Source organism: Paenibacillus xanthanilyticus, from assembly GCF_042682185.1.
Classification (GTDB): Bacteria; Bacillota; Bacilli; order Paenibacillales; family Paenibacillaceae; genus Paenibacillus_Z; species Paenibacillus_Z xanthanilyticus.
In genome coordinates, this window is record NZ_JBHUHA010000001.1 from 2,129,098 (window position 1) to 2,143,881 (window position 14,784).

Below are 14,784 nucleotides of genomic sequence, written 5' to 3' on the forward strand. Positions count from 1 at the left end.
TCCCTAGAAGGGCGGTGCTTTTTGGATTTGTTCGTTTATCGCACGCTGCAAGCGCAATCCGCTACGCCGCATGCTCGATACGGCCGGCCGCGCGGCGTTCTCTTCTCGATTTGCGGAAGAAGAACAGCTCGTAGACGACTGGTACGATGACAAGCGTGAGGACGGTTGCGGCGGTCAGACCGCCAATAACCACGATCGCGAGGCTCTGGGAGACGATGCTTCCGCTCTCGGAGGAACCGAACACAAGCGGGAGCATGGCGCAGATTGTCGCGACAGCCGTCATGAGAATCGGACGCATCCGCGTGGATGCGGCTTCGACGAGCGCATCGCGCACCGTCATCGTCTCCTCGTTCTGCTTCACCCGGTCGATCAGCACGATCGCGTTCGTGACGACGATACCGACCAGCATGAGCGCGCCGAACATCGCCGTGAAGTCCGGCGAGATGCCGGAGACGAGCAGCCCGACGATCGCGCCGATCGCCGCCAGCGGCAGCGAGAACATGATCGCAAGCGGCGCGCGCAGCGTCCTGAACGTGATGACCATAATCAGATACACGATTCCGATCGAGATGAGCGCGGTCATGCCGAGATCCGCGAAATCGTTCGCTTGTTGGGCGGATGCGCCGCCAATGACGTACTCCACGCCTTCCGGCGCCTTGAGAGCGTCGATCTTCTTCGTGATCTCTGCGCCGACCACCGACAGCCGGCTTGGCTCGACGTCGGCCGTCACCCGAATATACAGCTTACCATCCTTATGGTAGAACGTCGTCGCTTCTTCGGCTTGCGTCAGCTTCGCGACCGAAGACACCTTTACCGGTCCGCTGTCTGTCATGACTGTCAAGCCGTTCAGGTCGGCCTCCGTCCCCGGGTTGACCGATGGCTGCAGGATGACCGGCGTCTGGCGACCTTCGAGGTCAATAGCGCCGACCGGGATCGGATTAAGCAGCGCCTGCAGCTGGGACGCGACTTCGGCGCCCTTGGCTTTGACCGGGTCCAACGCGAACGTGTAGACCGATTTTTTCTCTTCTTGGTTCGATTTGACCTTCAGGACATCTTGCACCGGCTTGATCGCGGCCATAACCTGCGCTGCGCCATCCTCCAGCGCTTTGACGTCGTCGCCGACGATATCGATGGTAACGCTGGTCGAACCGCCGCCTCCCATCATGCTGGCAGCCGAGGCGTTCAGTTCGGCCCCCGCATAGTTCGTGCGCTCGGCTTTGACAGCCTCGATCACTTTTTCGGCATCCGCGTCGTCCTTCATTTGCACCATATAGGTTACGAGCGTCGGAGAAGACACTTGGCCGAACTTCGCGTTGTCGGCGCTGTTGCCGTTCATGAGAAGCACCCACTCCACGTCGTCGCGACCGTTAAGCGTCGTCTCGAGCTTCCGTCCGTTCTCCAGCACTTGCGCATGCGGCGTCTTGGACGGATACTCCAGCGTGACGTTCACGCTCTCGGCGCTTGACGAATCCAAAGCCGCCTTCGGCATCGTAAAATAAGCGCCGATAGAGCCAAAGAACAGCAAGCCGCCAATAAGGAGCGGAACCCATTTGTGCTTCAAGTTCCATGTCAAGAAACGGGAGAAGCGTTTCGAGCCTTCATGCTCCACCATGCGCGTCCCCCTTAGGAACAAGGCGCTGAGCAGCGGCACGACCGTCAGGGCGACCAGCAGCGAAGCCAGGAGCGAATAGGTCACCGTCAGCGCGAACGGAAGCAGGAACGCTTGCAGCGATCCGCTGAGCAGCCCAAGCGGCATGAATACCGCGACGGTCACAAGCGTGGAAGACGTAATCGCCGACGCGACTTCCTTGGTCGAATCGATGATAAGCTGCGGCGAGAACGATTCCTTCTGCAGGCGGCGGTAGATATTCTCGATGACGACGATGCTGTCGTCGACAAGACGTCCGACCGCCACGGCGACGCCGCCCAGTGTAATGATGTTCAGCGTTACGCCCGAGACGTGCAGCAAATACAGGGTAATGCCGAGCGACAGCGGAATCGATACGATCGTGACGAGCGTCGCCCGAATATTGCGCATGAACAACAGGATGACGATCGTCGCGAACAGCGCGCCCATCAACACTTCCCGCATCATGGAATTGACCGAATGGACAACCTGTTCCGCCGTGCTAAGCAGCACTTTGGCCTCGACGCCTTTCATCTCCTCATTAATCTTCTCCACCAGCGCCTCCGCGTCGCTGCCGACCGTGACGGCGTTGGCGTTCGCCGTCTTGGAGATCGTCAGCATCAGAACGTCCTTGCCAGCCAAGCTGCTGATGCTCTCCAGCTGCTCGCTCTGCTTCACTTCCGCCACGTTGCCAAGCGCGACGCCAGGCGCGACCGGCAGCTTGCGCAGCGTCTCCAGATCGGTGATGCCCGCGCTGACGTTGATGTTGCTCGCCTCGCCGGCGATGTCCTTCTCCCCGACGGCGGCCTGCGCCGAGCGATTCTGCAGCACGCCCATGAGCGCTTGAACGGGAATTCCCTTCTCCGCCAGCTTCTTCGTATCCGGCACGATCGAGACCGAAGGCTGCGATTTGCCGCTCAAGCTGACCTCGCCCGCTCCGTCGATTTTTTTGAAATCGCTCACGATCTTCTTCTCGGCCTGTTCGCGCTCCGCCTTGCTCATGCCGGCATCGAACGCGAACGTGACCCACGAGATCGGGATCATCGACGTGTTAAATTGCACGACGTACGGCGGGGATACGTTCTCCGGCAATTGAACGGCCGCAACGGCGCGCTCGATCTCGGCTTTCGCATCTTTCATGTTCGTATCGGAATCGAAATTCAGATTCACCTGCGTAAATCCATTGCCCGTCGTCGACTCCATCGTCGTCTTGCCTTTCGTAAACTGAAGCGCCTCCTCCAGTTTGGCCGTGACTTGGGTTTCCATCGACTTCGCGTCGTACCCTTGCCCGATCACCGCCACCGTCACCTGCGGATTGTCCGCCTCCGGCAGAAATTCCATCGGCAAACGAAAATAGCTGACGACCCCCATGATCAGCGCCATCAGCACGACGATGATCATCGCCGCCTTGTTCTTGAACGCCCACTTCGTAATTGCTTGCATGCCTTTCTCGGCTCCCTTCAACATCGTTCTACTCGGAGAACTTCTTGCTAAAGCTTACCGTTTTCGCGGAAACGTCAAAAACGTCTGCAGACTAATCTTTGCCCCCGTCTCGGGACGGAGGCCTGCTTCCGGCTAAAGGTTGAATTGCGCAGCAAAAAAACCGTTATTCGGCCTGCCCGGGTAGCGGGAAAGCGGAATAACGGTTAAGGATGACGACGAGCGCTATGCAGCGTATAGAATGCCGAGCCGCTTCTATGAAGCGGCCGTCGTCTTGGCCGGCGCAGCCGAACGGTCGATCATCCGGAAGCGCATGAGCAGCAGCAGCGCAGCCAGCGACAGCAATCCGCCGGCCAGGAAAGGCAGCTGCAAATTAAACTTGAACAAAAACGTGCCCAGCAGCGGGCCGATAATCCGGCCGAGCGAATCCATCGAGGAACTGAGACCGGATGCGGCTCCCGTCCCTACGGTCGTCTTCTGCGTAATCAGCGACGTCACGCACGGGCGAATTAACGCGTTGCCGATGCCGAATATCGCCAGATAGGTCGTCGCCGTCCAGAAGCTGTGCGCCGTCATCAACAGCAGAAAGCCTACCGCGGATACCACCAGTCCGATCGCGATGTACTTGGGCTCGTCCCCTTTGCGGATCATGCGTCTGACGACGCCGCCTTGAATCAGCGCGCCGACCAGCCCGCAGATGAGGAACATGATGCCGACGTCAAGCGGCGTCACGTCGAAGCGTACGATGCCGAAAAGCTGGAGCGTCGACTCGAGACCTGCCAGCGAGAAGGAGACGAACAGCGCCAGCACGTACAAATATTTGACCGAACCCGTGAACGCCGACCAGCGCGACGCCTTGCGTTCGCCTTGCGTCCTAGCCTCCGGCGGATGCGATTCCGGCAGCTGCGTAACGGCCAGCAAGAAGGTGGCGAGCGCCAGCGCCGACGCGGCGTAGAAGGGCGTATTATTGGAAACCAAGCTTAGCAGTCCGCCGAAGCCCGGACCGATCGTAAAGCCGAGGCCGATCGACATGCCGACCAATCCCATGCCCTTCGTCCGCTGATCGGGCGGCGTAATATCGGCCACGTAAGCGACGATGACGGACGTCACCGCGCCGGAGAACAACCCGCCCACAATGCGGGAAACGTACATCAAGAGCAAATTGCCGTCGGCAATGCCGAACACGAGGAAGCTCGCGGCAAAACCGAGCACCCCGACGAGTATGACGGGACGCCGTCCAACCCGATCGGACAATCCGCCCCACAGCGGCGAAAGCAAGAACGAAATCGCCGAATAAATCGATAGCATCCATCCGGTATGCAGCTCGTAGGCACCCGGACTCGAGGCTTTAATCAGCTCCGGTAATACCGGGATGATGATCCCGAACCCGATGAAGGTCGTCATCAGGATCAGCATGACAACGAGAAGCCGTTTATCCTTCATTATCCATTCCTCCACCCATTTATCGTACCACAACCGCCGGGCGTCTGGTTATGAACAAATGAAGAACAAACAACAGCAGCATGACCGATCCGCTGACTAAGAAAGGCGCGTGCGGACCGAACGAATCGAATAATCTGCCCGACAAAATGCTGCCCGCGACGACGCCGAGTCCTTCAATTGTAAGGAAGAACCCCCATACCGCGCCGCGTTCGGATTTCGGAATCGCATCGGCGATCAGGGCGTTCCACGCCGGAATAATCATCGCGTAGCCAAGCCCGACGACCGCCACGATCGCAAGCACGAGCGGAAGAGAGCGCGTATAACCGAGCATAGGCAGCGAGATCGCGGACAGAATGAAGCCGACATGAAGAAACCATTTGGTTCCGACCTTGTCGACCCATTTGCCCACCGGAATCAGTCCCAACACCGTCACCGCGCCGCCCGCCACCAAATACATGCTGTACTGCTGCGGCGTAAGATGCAGCACCGTGCGGGCATACAGTGTCAGCACCGGCGTCAGCAGGCCGAGCGCGAAGTTCTGAATGAACATCGCCGGATAAAGCAGCCAGCTGGCGTGCATGGAGGCGCTAACTTGCGCAAAGTAGCTTCGGATGCGCTCTCCCAGCGGCGCTTTGCGCTCCGCGCCCGCATGAACGATCGCCGGCGCTTCGGTCCCTTCGATCTCGCGGGATTTGGAGCGGCCCGGCAGCAGCAGCGCGACGAACACGACGACGACCATCATGCCGATCAACAGCCGAAATGCCGGCGCGAAGGATTGTAGAATGAAAAAATTAATGACGACCGGTCCGATCCCGACGCCTGTCAACCATGCCATGTAGACGACGCTCATGATCGAGCCGCTCGCTTCGTTGCCCGCTACTGCCGTCGCACCCGTGATGACGCACGGCCACAACGGCGATGTACCCACGCCCAGCAGGAGACACGCCAATACGATCCAGCCTACGCCCTCGGTCAGTGACACAATCGCCACGGACGCGAAAGTCAGTATAACTCCGAACAACATAACCATCCTATAGCCTAGACGGTCGATGATCCACCCGAGCGGGCTTCGAAATGCGTTGTCGCCGATGTATTGAAGCGCAAGCGCCCATCCAATGGCGTAAGCCGAGAATCCGAGCACCGTCCCCATATAGACGGGCAATATGGACACCATGAGCGCGCCCTTGACGAACTCGACCAGAAACATGATGACAAGCAGTTGGAGGACAAACGGCGAACTCAGCACCTTTTTGCCTGCCCAGCCGGTGGAAATTTTCATATGAACTCCCCTTTCGGTACGATCGAGGCGAAACGGTTGTCGACGTCTTTTAACGGCGATATTCGTTTCGTTCCGTAGAAATACAAGATGACTTATAGGTGTGAAACATATAAATTCTTGTATTTCGAGGCGAAACGGTTGTCGCCGTCTTGTAGCGGCGATATTCGTTTCGTTCTGCAGCAATACAAGATGACTTATAAGTGTGAAACTTATGCATTCCTGTATTTCGGATAGAACGCGGACGACAAACGATCCGGTTCCGTCCGGAAACAACGGGGAAAGCCGCGCCGCTGCTGAAACTGCGCGATTTCCGATTCTCCTTCAGTGTCAACAAAAAAGTTGCTTGCAATCCCCCCTGATTTTGCTATACTCAAGCTTGTTTGCGAGTTAGACGATAATTTGACGAAAGGCTGGGATGAAGCGAAATGGATCATACCCGGACCCCGCTGTTCAGCGCGCTGCGCGAACATGCGGCACAGAACCCCGTGCAATTCCATATTCCCGGACATAAGAAAGGCCAGGGCAGCGACCCTGAGTTCCGGGCATTTATCGGCGATAACGCGCTGTCGATAGATCTAATTAACATCGCGCCCCTTGACGACCTGCATCAACCGACAGGCGTCATCGAAGAAGCGCAAAAATTGGCAGCCGATGCTTTCGGAGCCGATTATACCCTTTTTTCCGTTCAAGGAACAAGCGGCGCGATCATAACGATGATCATGTCGGTCTGCTCGCCAGGCGACAAAATCATCGTGCCGCGCAATGTGCATAAATCGATCATGTCGGCCATCATCTTCGCCGGCGCAAGACCGGTCTTCATCTCGCCGGCGCGCGACGCCAATCTAGGTATCGACCACGGCATTACGACGCGCTCCGTCAAACGCGCCCTGGAGAAGCATCCAGATGCGAAAGCCGTATTGGTTATTAACCCGACCTACTTCGGCATATGCGCGAACTTGAAAGAAATCGTCGATCTGGTCCACAGCTACGACATTCCCGTCCTGGTCGACGAGGCGCACGGCGTGCTGATCCACTTCCATGAAGATCTGCCTATGTCGGCGATGCAAGCCGGCGCGGATATGGCCGCCACCAGCGTGCATAAGCTCGGCGGCTCCATGACGCAGAGCTCCGTGTTGAACGTTCGCAAAGGCCGGGTCAACCAGCACCGCGTGCAGACGATCATCAGCATGCTGACGACGACTTCAACGTCGTACATCCTACTCGCTTCGCTGGACACGTCCCGCCGCCATCTGGCGCTGAATGGACATGCCATCGCCAGCAACGCGATCGAGCTGGCGGAAACCGCTCGCGCGCAAATCAACGAGATTCCGGGTCTTTACAGCCCGGGTAAAGAAATTCTCGGCGGGGAAGCGACGTTCGATCTCGATCCGACGAAGGTCATCGTCCATGTCCGCCATCTCGGCATTACCGGCTACGAATGCGAGAATTGGCTGCGCGACAACTACAATCTCGAGGTCGAATTGAGCGATATGTACAACATTCTCGCCCTCGTTACGCCCGGAGATACCCAGGACTCCGTGAATACGCTCGTCACGGCGCTTCGCGCTATGGCCGACGCGCACAATGGACGCAACGAAATCCAGGAACTCGTGGTCAAGATTCCCGAGATTCCACAGCTTTCCCTCACCCCGCGCGATGCGTTCTACGGCGATACGGAGGTCGTGCCGTTCAAAGAATCGGCGGGACGGATCATTGCCGAGTTTATCTACGTCTACCCGCCGGGCATTCCGATTTTGCTGCCGGGCGAGGTTATTTCGCAGGAGAATATCGATTACATTGTTGATCACGTCGAAGTGGGCCTGCCGGTCAAGGGACCGGAAGACCGCAGCATTCAGTTCGTGAAAGTGATCGTGGAAGAAGAGGCCATTTTCTAGGCCGGCCTTCATGGACTTGATCCGCCAGCCGAGAGCGCGATGCTCTCGGCTTTTTTGCGCGCGGCTCTCCATATTGTATCCTTTCGATACCTCGTGTAAGATGAGAAGGGGGTGAGGTTGGAATGAGTCAAAGCGCTTACATAACCTTGGTTAGCGGCTCCGCGATGGATCAGCTATCGCTAGAAGACGTGAAGGAACGACTGCACGCGTATCGCCAGCAGCTTGCCTTGACCGGCCGTCAGCTAGGCTGGTCCTATGCGGATGCGGCCTTCCCGTACACCATCGAGACGAAACCCGGCGAGGCTTGGTTTTATTTGAAAGGCTCCGACCCGCTTTACCGGTATATTGTGTTCGGCGTCGGCACCCGCTCCGATACGGAGGACACCACGCCGTCCGCGCACTATATTCAAGTGCTATTGCCCGACGATGCCACCCATGGCGACAAAGCCAAAGGCAATGAGCTATGCAAGTATCTGGCCAAAAGTTTGAAGGCGGAACTGCGCCTCTTCAACGGCCGTACCATCTATTACAATCCGCGCAAATAAACGTCCCCCTATCTGCCGCTCACGCGGGGACGACAAAAAACACCGGGAACCTGGGTTCCCGGTGTTTGCTGTTGTATCGCCTATTAAGCCTGTCCGTTCTCGCGCGCCGCGATTTCGTCGTAGATCGCCGTTACGCGATCCCACTCCGCATCGTCTTCGATACCTACGAGGAACGCTTCGTCATTCTCTTCTTCAATACGGAAAATAACGCCGTCAGCCTCCGGATCATTGCGGTCGATCAAGACAGCATATGCTTGCTCTTCCGATTCAAACGTGTAGACCATAACCATCTCACGCTCGGTTCCTTCTTCATCGGTTACGACAAAGACATGCTCCTCATGCTCGTGGTCTTCGCCACATCCGCAATTGTCGTCATGTTGATGTTCGCTCATGGTATACCCTCATTTCAAAGTCTGATTGCCTTTCTTTCGTATCGTAACATGAGACGCGTCGCCTGGTCAAACAAAAGAGCCTTCGCGGATTGCTCCCGCCAAAGGCTTGAATACCACGCTATTGCGCGGTAATAACTTTCTCCGATACCAGCTTCCAATCGTCGCCCGCGTTCAGTTTCATATAGAAACGTACCGCGTATTTGCCCGCTTGGTCGAAATTGTACTTCACGTCTCCCGTCCGGAACCAGAAGTTGTCCTTCGAAATCTTCTCGTTCTCGGATTGGATCACCTTCTCCGTGCCTTCGGGATCGAAGATCGACACTTTCACGGCTGCGATGTCCGTTGTCAGGCTGTCCACCTGCGCAAACACTTTGAACGTGTACTTGTTGCCTTTGTTGACATTGCCGAATATCGTAGAATCCTGAAAAAGGAACATATGCACATTCGGTTTAAAAATGGAAACCTTCTTCGCGTTCTCATCCCAAACGACGATCGACTGCAGCGTATTGGCTAGCTGTCTGACGGCTAAGTAAGTCTTACCCTCCGACATGATGCCCGCATCGTCCAATTCCGTACCGTTGAGGATGACTCTTACCTTTTGTGCTGCCGAGTCGGCAAAAATCATCGTACCGCCCCATAACGACATCACCAGCAGCAAGACGAGAAGCCTTCTGAACTTCATGATCGTAACCCTCCATCCCGTTTGTCTGGATGAAAGGTTATACTCCGGCGCGTCCCTAAAGTTGCGCGGCGACCAAACTTTTTTATTGTAAAATGCCGCCGCGGAAGACGCATATTCCAGTTGTAAACAAGTCTGGGCGGCCGATCCTTTACATGCACAATATTCCGTTATTTCTCGCCCCGGCAACCTACACGTAAGTGCGCGTTAAGATACACGGCACGCCCTTGCCGACCGCCCCCGGCTGCTTCATGCTTTCCAGGTAACGCATGCCTCTCGCGCAAGGCGTTTTGCATACCTCGCACGTACTCGATAATACGACCTTCAACACCGCTTGTTTCCGCTCATTGGCATGCTGATTTTTTTTCGCGGCTTTCGTGTTTTTTCCTTTTGTTTTGCTCATGACGCGCCCACCACCTGCCCCGGTTTCAATGAAAAGCTGATGTATTGTATGCGAGGGGGGACAATTGCGTACCGGGGCGGGGATGTCGACACGATCATTTATTTCTCGACAATTAACCTTTTCAATTTGCTGAGGAAATGATAAATTGGGTAATAATGCCCAACGCTCAAGGGGGAGCCATCGAAGTTGAACATCCAAATGCTCGGCACCGGATCGGCGTTTGCCAAACGCTACTATAATAACAACGCGCTATTGTTTTCGGATGGACAAACTGCCATGTTGGACTGCGGAATTACCGCGCCGATGGCCCTCCATCACCTCAACAAGACGTTTAACGATATTCATGCGCTCGTGATCAGCCACATCCACGCCGACCATGTGGGCGGCATGGAGGAATTCGCCTTCCAAATGAAGTTCGTGTTCAAGCGCAGCGTGCCCCTGTTTGTTCCCGCTCCGCTGATCGACCCGCTTTGGGAAACGACGCTGAAAGGCGGTCTGATGCAGGAGGAGTTTCAGTCTCTGGACGATTACTTCGATGTGCGTCCGCTTCAGGAGGGCCTTAGCTGCGAGATCCTTCCCGGTCTCGCCGTCCGTCCGATTCGAACGAAGCATATTGCGGGCAAGCCCAGTTATTCGTACTTAGTGAACGGCACCTTCTTCTATTCGGCCGATATGAAATTCGATGCCGACTTGCTCCATACGCTCGTCGATGAGGGCTGTCAGGTCATATTCCACGATTGCCAGCTGAAGCCGCCCGGCGCCGTTCATACGACGCTTGATCAGCTGCTAAGCCTGCCTTCCGCTTTGCAGGAGCGGATATGGCTGATGCATTATGACGATACAATGCCGCATTACGAGGGGAAAACGGGAGCCATGCGATTCGTCGAGCAGCACCGCGTATACTCGTTCTAATGACAAGCAGTCTGCGCTGGATCGCAGACTGCACACGAAGAAGGCCCGCGCCAAGGGTGGCGCGGGCCTTCTATGCGTCGAACGTTAGAACATCGGCAAGTTATCCAAATTGTTGGACGGATCGCCATCCGCGTCGCCGCGAATATACGTCTCTCCGTCTCGTCCCTTGAACGCGTTCACGCCCGCAATTCGGCCGGCCTGTACTTCTTGCAGCGCTTCGTTATACGCGAGCATTCTGCCGGACGACGTTTGAAACGCCGTCAAATCGCCGTCCCCGTTTTTTTGCACCGCCACGAAGGTCTCCCGGTTGTCTGCCGGAACGGCCCCCATAGCCGCCTGTGGGAAAGGATTGTCGCCTGCTTGCATCGTAATCTCCTCCTTCGGCCCGCAGCATTTCGCCGCTCGAGCTTCCATGAGTTAGGTTCCCCTATCGGCGCTTCTCTTATCCGATGGTTTCAAGTATGATAAGAGGAACATCGTTCACGCGCGTAAGGAGTTGAGATTCCGTTGACGACCGTATATGTGCTGGCCATCGTCCTTGTGTTGGGCTTGACCGGCCTTTTCCTCTGGGTCACCAGAAAAGCCTACTCCCGCAAATGGGAGGATGACGAATAAGTCCGAATCCGGTCTTCCTCCATGGATGCCGGATTTTCTCTTTTCACCCCGCAAGTGAATGTTCTTGAAGGCTGCACGTCACCTTGCGCTCTTAACTCTCTAGATCGCTGATCGCCAATCGATGCTCTCCCGCATGAAGGACGGGATCGTTCACGCGAGCACGCACGATCGACGATCCGCGGACAGAGCCTTACTTTCTGCTGCGCGTCTTCTGAGCACTCGTTACTTTGCGCCGCCATACGAATGCTTCATCATAAGAGAACGAGTCCCGGATGACCACCCTAGCCACGCCCCAGCTCACAACCCCGACAATGCCGAACAGCGCTATAAGCCAAACGACCAAATGGGCTGCTTCCTTCACCGCACCAACCTGCCTCTCGCCGCCGATAGTTGTATATGCATATGAGGGGCCCATGGAATTTAGTATTGGGCGAGACGTTATAGAACGTACATATTTGAACATTTTGCGACCATACTATGCGGGAACCCATTCTTACACAGGTCAGGAGGCTTTTTCGTGGTGGACCAATTGGAGAGCAATTACGATTGCGCGAACGCATCGGGCGATCTTCATCAACTGAAGCAGCAGCTGGATTCGCTGTATGCGGCAGGAAGCAGCTCGTCTGAGCAGCAAGAAGAAATCAACCGGATTGAAAATCAAATCCGTTTCATCGCCAACAAATGCGATATTCCAAGCGCCAAAGGCTAACGTTCTTTCCGTATCGCAAGGGCTCCGGCTGCAGATTTTTCTGCGGTCCGGAGTTTTTTATTTTTTCGTTAAAAAAGTGTTGACTTCGACTTTCGAACTTGATATATTATTACTTGTCACTGCGGAACACGCACAATTGAAGATACGAAATGATCTGTTAGCTCAGCTGGGAGAGCACCATCTTGACAGGGTGGGGGTCAGTGGTTCGAGCCCACTACAGATCACCATATTTGATCTGTTAGCTCAGCTGGGAGAGCACCATCTTGACAGGGTGGGGGTCAGTGGTTCGAGCCCACTACAGATCATATGATAACAAAACCCTTGATCATCAAGGGTTTTGTTTTTTTATTACCGCGGCAATAAACCAAACCACGGTTTCTCGTTCTCGCGTTCCGCAACCAAAACGCCCGCGACGATTTGCTCCATATGCACGATATGCTGCGCGATCGTATCCTCCTCGTCTTTGACACGCCCCGTCGCTTCCCTTCTTCTCCACAGCATATTCGACGTATCGAAATCCAGCAGCTTCCGGGCAAGCGTCCGCGCAGGATCCCGCTTGGCGGCCAAATCATGGAGCAAGTATCGATATTCCGGAATAATGCCGACGATGATTGCGTTCTCCTCCAGCGTCCAATGGGTATTTCCTGGCATTGACGTTACCTCTCCCCCATCATTTTTTCGTATTATAAACCGAATCGGAATATTTATCTACCTCTATCAGGACACCGTAACTATTCTGGTACGAATTATAGATGTCCTCTTTACAGCTGTTAGACACCAAATGACTAGTTAATTTTTGCAACATTCCCCGCCTCGCTCGCGTCTAAAAGTTACATTCGAATGGAAAACCATATAGATGAAGAGGTGTACGTATGAAAAAAACACTAATGACCGTCAGCCTCGCGCTGCTTGCATTCGCATCCGCAACCAGCGCCTTCGCGTTCTCGGATACGAAACAGGATCCCAATTCGGCTAAAATCGCGCAGCTCCAGCAGCAGGGCATCGTATCGGGAAATAAAGACGGGAAGTTCCTCCCGAAAGAGAGTCTTACCTTTGCCGCAGGGCTAACGCTGATCGCCAAAGGCCTGAAACTAGACTACGGCGATAAAGTATTCGTGAAGGCGCCGCAAGCCTCCGATTACTTTGATTCGGTTGCTAATAATGCCTGGTATGCGAACGCCTTCGTCTTGGCCGGCATCAACGACCTCGGCATTCCCCGCGACGTTAATCCGTCTGCCACGATGACTCGCGAGCAATTCGCACACTATCTGTTCCGTGCGATGATCGCCAAGCAAGATTTGGCTTTCATTGAAATTTACAAGCTCATTGGCGATGAAGAACAGATTACGGCAGGCTACAAGGGCAGCATTCAAAATTTGCTCATTGCGGGCATCGTCAAGCTCGACGCCAAACAAAACTTTTATCCGAATCAGCCGGTTACGCGCAGCGATGCGGCCGCTTGGACGCACGATGCTATCGCATATTTGAAGAAACACGGCGAGCATGGGCCTAAGGAAGAGGAAACGCCTCCATCTCCGCTGCATGATCTCGCGCTATCGACCAAAGCCGTGAATGAACGCGTTAACGAAGTGACGCTTACGGCTCAAGTACCTCATCCCGGATATGGCATGCGCATCGCCTCGATCACGTTCGAAGGCAAGCGGGCGATCATTCGGGTCGAACCGGTCCTGCCGGAGAAAGGTAAAATGTATCCACAGGTCATCTCTGACGTTCACGTTACAACGTACGTCGACGCTGCTTACAAACCTGAAGTCGCGGGCGGTTCAAGTTCTGCTTCTTCGTCAGCCGCGAGCAGCGACCTCACCACCCAATAATCAGACTCACGCGTAATTGCCAGCCAACGCGAATAACCCCCGATATCTGCTGCCATGCACAGATCGGGGGTTATTATTATGTAGAGGAGCTATTCGCTGACGATGATTCTCCTTCTACCCTTCTTCGCCTGCAGCTGCTTCCAGCTCCGCGAGCGTGGGTAGGCACCAATCGATCTCCTCCTGTCCGGTCTGACGCAGGAATGCATTCGCCCGCGAGAACGGACGGCTGCCAAAAAATCCGCGGTGCGCGGCGAACGGGCTCGGATGCGCCGAAGCAATCACGCAGTGCCTCGTTTTATCGATCGAAGCCGCCTTCTCCTGCGCGTGCTTACCCCATAACATGAACACGAGCGGCTTCTCCCGTTGATCCAATGCGGCGATTACCGCATCGGTGAAAGCTTCCCATCCGATTCCTTGATGCGATGCCGGCTTACCGGCCACAACCGTAAGGACATTATTGAGGAGCAGCACGCCCTGTTTCGCCCAAGGCAGCAGATGTCCATGATCGGGGATCGCACAGCCTAAATCGGCGTGAAGTTCCTTATAGATGTTCTGGAGCGACGGCGGCGTCCGAACGCCAGGCTTGACGGAGAAGCTAAACCCGTGCGCCTGCCCTGGCCCATGATACGGATCTTGGCCGATGATGACGACGCGCGCGTTCGAGTAGGAGGTATAATGCAGCGCGTTGAAGATATCGTGCATGTTCGGATAAACCGCCTCCGTTCGATATTGCTCCGCCAGAAACTCCCTCAGCTTTTGATAGTACGGCTTGTCGAGCTCCCCATTCAACACGGGAGCCCAGTCGTTTTTGAAAATCGCACTCATGCCGGCATCTTCCTTTCAACAAAAAACTCCCTCGCCTCTGAAGGCGTTCAGATCGGCGAAGGAGCAGTATGAATGATGAGTATTGCGTATGTAACGATACCGGACTTGTCCAAAAATGTCAATCGCGAAACGGACTCCGGCAGCGCGTTATAACGAATCCCAAAGTTCCCCGACCTGCTCCTTCT

Annotated in this window: 14 protein-coding genes and 2 tRNA genes; 7 read left to right on the top strand and 9 right to left on the bottom strand. The window is 55.3% G+C overall.

Annotated elements, in window-relative coordinates:
- Positions 1–61: 61 nt before the first annotated feature.
- The 3 genes from ACFSKT_RS09040 to ACFSKT_RS09050 all read right to left on the bottom strand — a co-directional run bounded on the left by ACFSKT_RS09040 (position 62) and on the right by ACFSKT_RS09050 (position 5,789).
- Positions 62–3,070, bottom strand: a complete 3,009-nt coding sequence (locus ACFSKT_RS09040) for an efflux RND transporter permease subunit (protein ID WP_377722425.1) — start codon at positions 3,068–3,070, stop codon at positions 62–64.
- A 252-nt stretch (positions 3,071–3,322) separates the two neighbouring features.
- Positions 3,323–4,510: an MFS transporter gene (locus ACFSKT_RS09045; RefSeq protein ID WP_377722426.1), complete on the bottom strand. Its 1,188-nt coding sequence runs from the start codon at positions 4,508–4,510 to the stop codon at positions 3,323–3,325.
- 19 nt (positions 4,511–4,529) lie between these two features.
- Entirely contained in the window at positions 4,530–5,789 is a 1,260-nt protein-coding gene (locus ACFSKT_RS09050; RefSeq protein WP_465263320.1) for an MFS transporter, read from the bottom strand.
- Positions 5,790–6,214: 425 nt separating this feature from the next.
- On the opposite strand from ACFSKT_RS09050, the gene ACFSKT_RS09055 reads away from it, so the two are divergent.
- Positions 6,215–7,684: an aminotransferase class I/II-fold pyridoxal phosphate-dependent enzyme gene (locus ACFSKT_RS09055; protein ID WP_377722428.1), complete on the top strand. Its 1,470-nt coding sequence runs from the start codon at positions 6,215–6,217 to the stop codon at positions 7,682–7,684.
- A gap of 122 nt (positions 7,685–7,806) precedes the next feature.
- Positions 7,807–8,229, top strand: a complete 423-nt coding sequence (locus ACFSKT_RS09060) for a DUF1885 family protein (RefSeq protein WP_377722429.1) — start codon at positions 7,807–7,809, stop codon at positions 8,227–8,229.
- Between the two features lie 83 nt (positions 8,230–8,312).
- Here ACFSKT_RS09060 and ACFSKT_RS09065 read toward each other — a convergent pair whose 3' ends face one another.
- The 3 genes from ACFSKT_RS09065 to ACFSKT_RS09075 all read right to left on the bottom strand — a co-directional run bounded on the left by ACFSKT_RS09065 (position 8,313) and on the right by ACFSKT_RS09075 (position 9,703).
- Entirely contained in the window at positions 8,313–8,621 is a 309-nt protein-coding gene (locus tag ACFSKT_RS09065) for a DUF1292 domain-containing protein (RefSeq protein WP_377722430.1), read from the bottom strand.
- Between the two features lie 118 nt (positions 8,622–8,739).
- The gene (locus tag ACFSKT_RS09070) at positions 8,740–9,303 is read right to left on the bottom strand and encodes a stalk domain-containing protein (RefSeq protein WP_377722431.1); all 564 of its coding nucleotides are present in this window, start codon (positions 9,301–9,303) and stop codon (positions 8,740–8,742) included.
- 187 nt (positions 9,304–9,490) lie between these two features.
- Entirely contained in the window at positions 9,491–9,703 is a 213-nt protein-coding gene (locus ACFSKT_RS09075) for a hypothetical protein (protein ID WP_377722432.1), read from the bottom strand.
- Positions 9,704–9,901: 198 nt separating this feature from the next.
- Between ACFSKT_RS09075 and ACFSKT_RS09080 the strand changes: the two genes are divergently transcribed.
- Positions 9,902–10,615, top strand: coding sequence for an MBL fold metallo-hydrolase (locus ACFSKT_RS09080; protein ID WP_377722863.1), 714 nt, complete (start codon positions 9,902–9,904; stop codon positions 10,613–10,615).
- An 84-nt stretch (positions 10,616–10,699) separates the two neighbouring features.
- Here the strand turns inward: ACFSKT_RS09080 and ACFSKT_RS09085 are convergent, their stop codons facing one another.
- Positions 10,700–10,945 (bottom strand): DUF3892 domain-containing protein, encoded by a 246-nt coding sequence (locus ACFSKT_RS09085; protein ID WP_377776330.1) that lies wholly within the window; start codon positions 10,943–10,945, stop codon positions 10,700–10,702.
- Positions 10,946–11,747: 802 nt separating this feature from the next.
- On the opposite strand from ACFSKT_RS09085, the gene ACFSKT_RS09090 reads away from it, so the two are divergent.
- The 3 genes from ACFSKT_RS09090 to ACFSKT_RS09100 all read left to right on the top strand — a co-directional run bounded on the left by ACFSKT_RS09090 (position 11,748) and on the right by ACFSKT_RS09100 (position 12,244).
- The gene (locus tag ACFSKT_RS09090; protein ID WP_377722433.1) at positions 11,748–11,939 is read left to right on the top strand and encodes a DUF2524 domain-containing protein; all 192 of its coding nucleotides are present in this window, start codon (positions 11,748–11,750) and stop codon (positions 11,937–11,939) included.
- Positions 11,940–12,090: 151 nt separating this feature from the next.
- Positions 12,091–12,166 (top strand) — tRNA-Val (locus ACFSKT_RS09095).
- Between the two features lie 5 nt (positions 12,167–12,171).
- Positions 12,172–12,244: transfer RNA gene (locus ACFSKT_RS09100), tRNA-Val, on the top strand.
- A gap of 43 nt (positions 12,245–12,287) precedes the next feature.
- Here the strand turns inward: ACFSKT_RS09100 and ACFSKT_RS09105 are convergent.
- Positions 12,288–12,590: a hypothetical protein gene (locus ACFSKT_RS09105; protein WP_377722434.1), complete on the bottom strand. Its 303-nt coding sequence runs from the start codon at positions 12,588–12,590 to the stop codon at positions 12,288–12,290.
- Positions 12,591–12,811: 221 nt separating this feature from the next.
- Here ACFSKT_RS09105 and ACFSKT_RS09110 point away from each other — a divergent pair, with 221 nt between their 5' ends.
- Positions 12,812–13,774, top strand: coding sequence for an S-layer homology domain-containing protein (locus ACFSKT_RS09110; protein ID WP_377722435.1), 963 nt, complete (start codon positions 12,812–12,814; stop codon positions 13,772–13,774).
- A gap of 114 nt (positions 13,775–13,888) precedes the next feature.
- Here ACFSKT_RS09110 and ACFSKT_RS09115 read toward each other — a convergent pair whose 3' ends face one another.
- On the bottom strand, positions 13,889–14,599 hold the full coding sequence (locus ACFSKT_RS09115; RefSeq protein WP_377722436.1) for a uracil-DNA glycosylase: 711 nt from the start codon (positions 14,597–14,599) through the stop codon (positions 13,889–13,891).
- Positions 14,600–14,784: the final 185 nt, after the last annotated feature.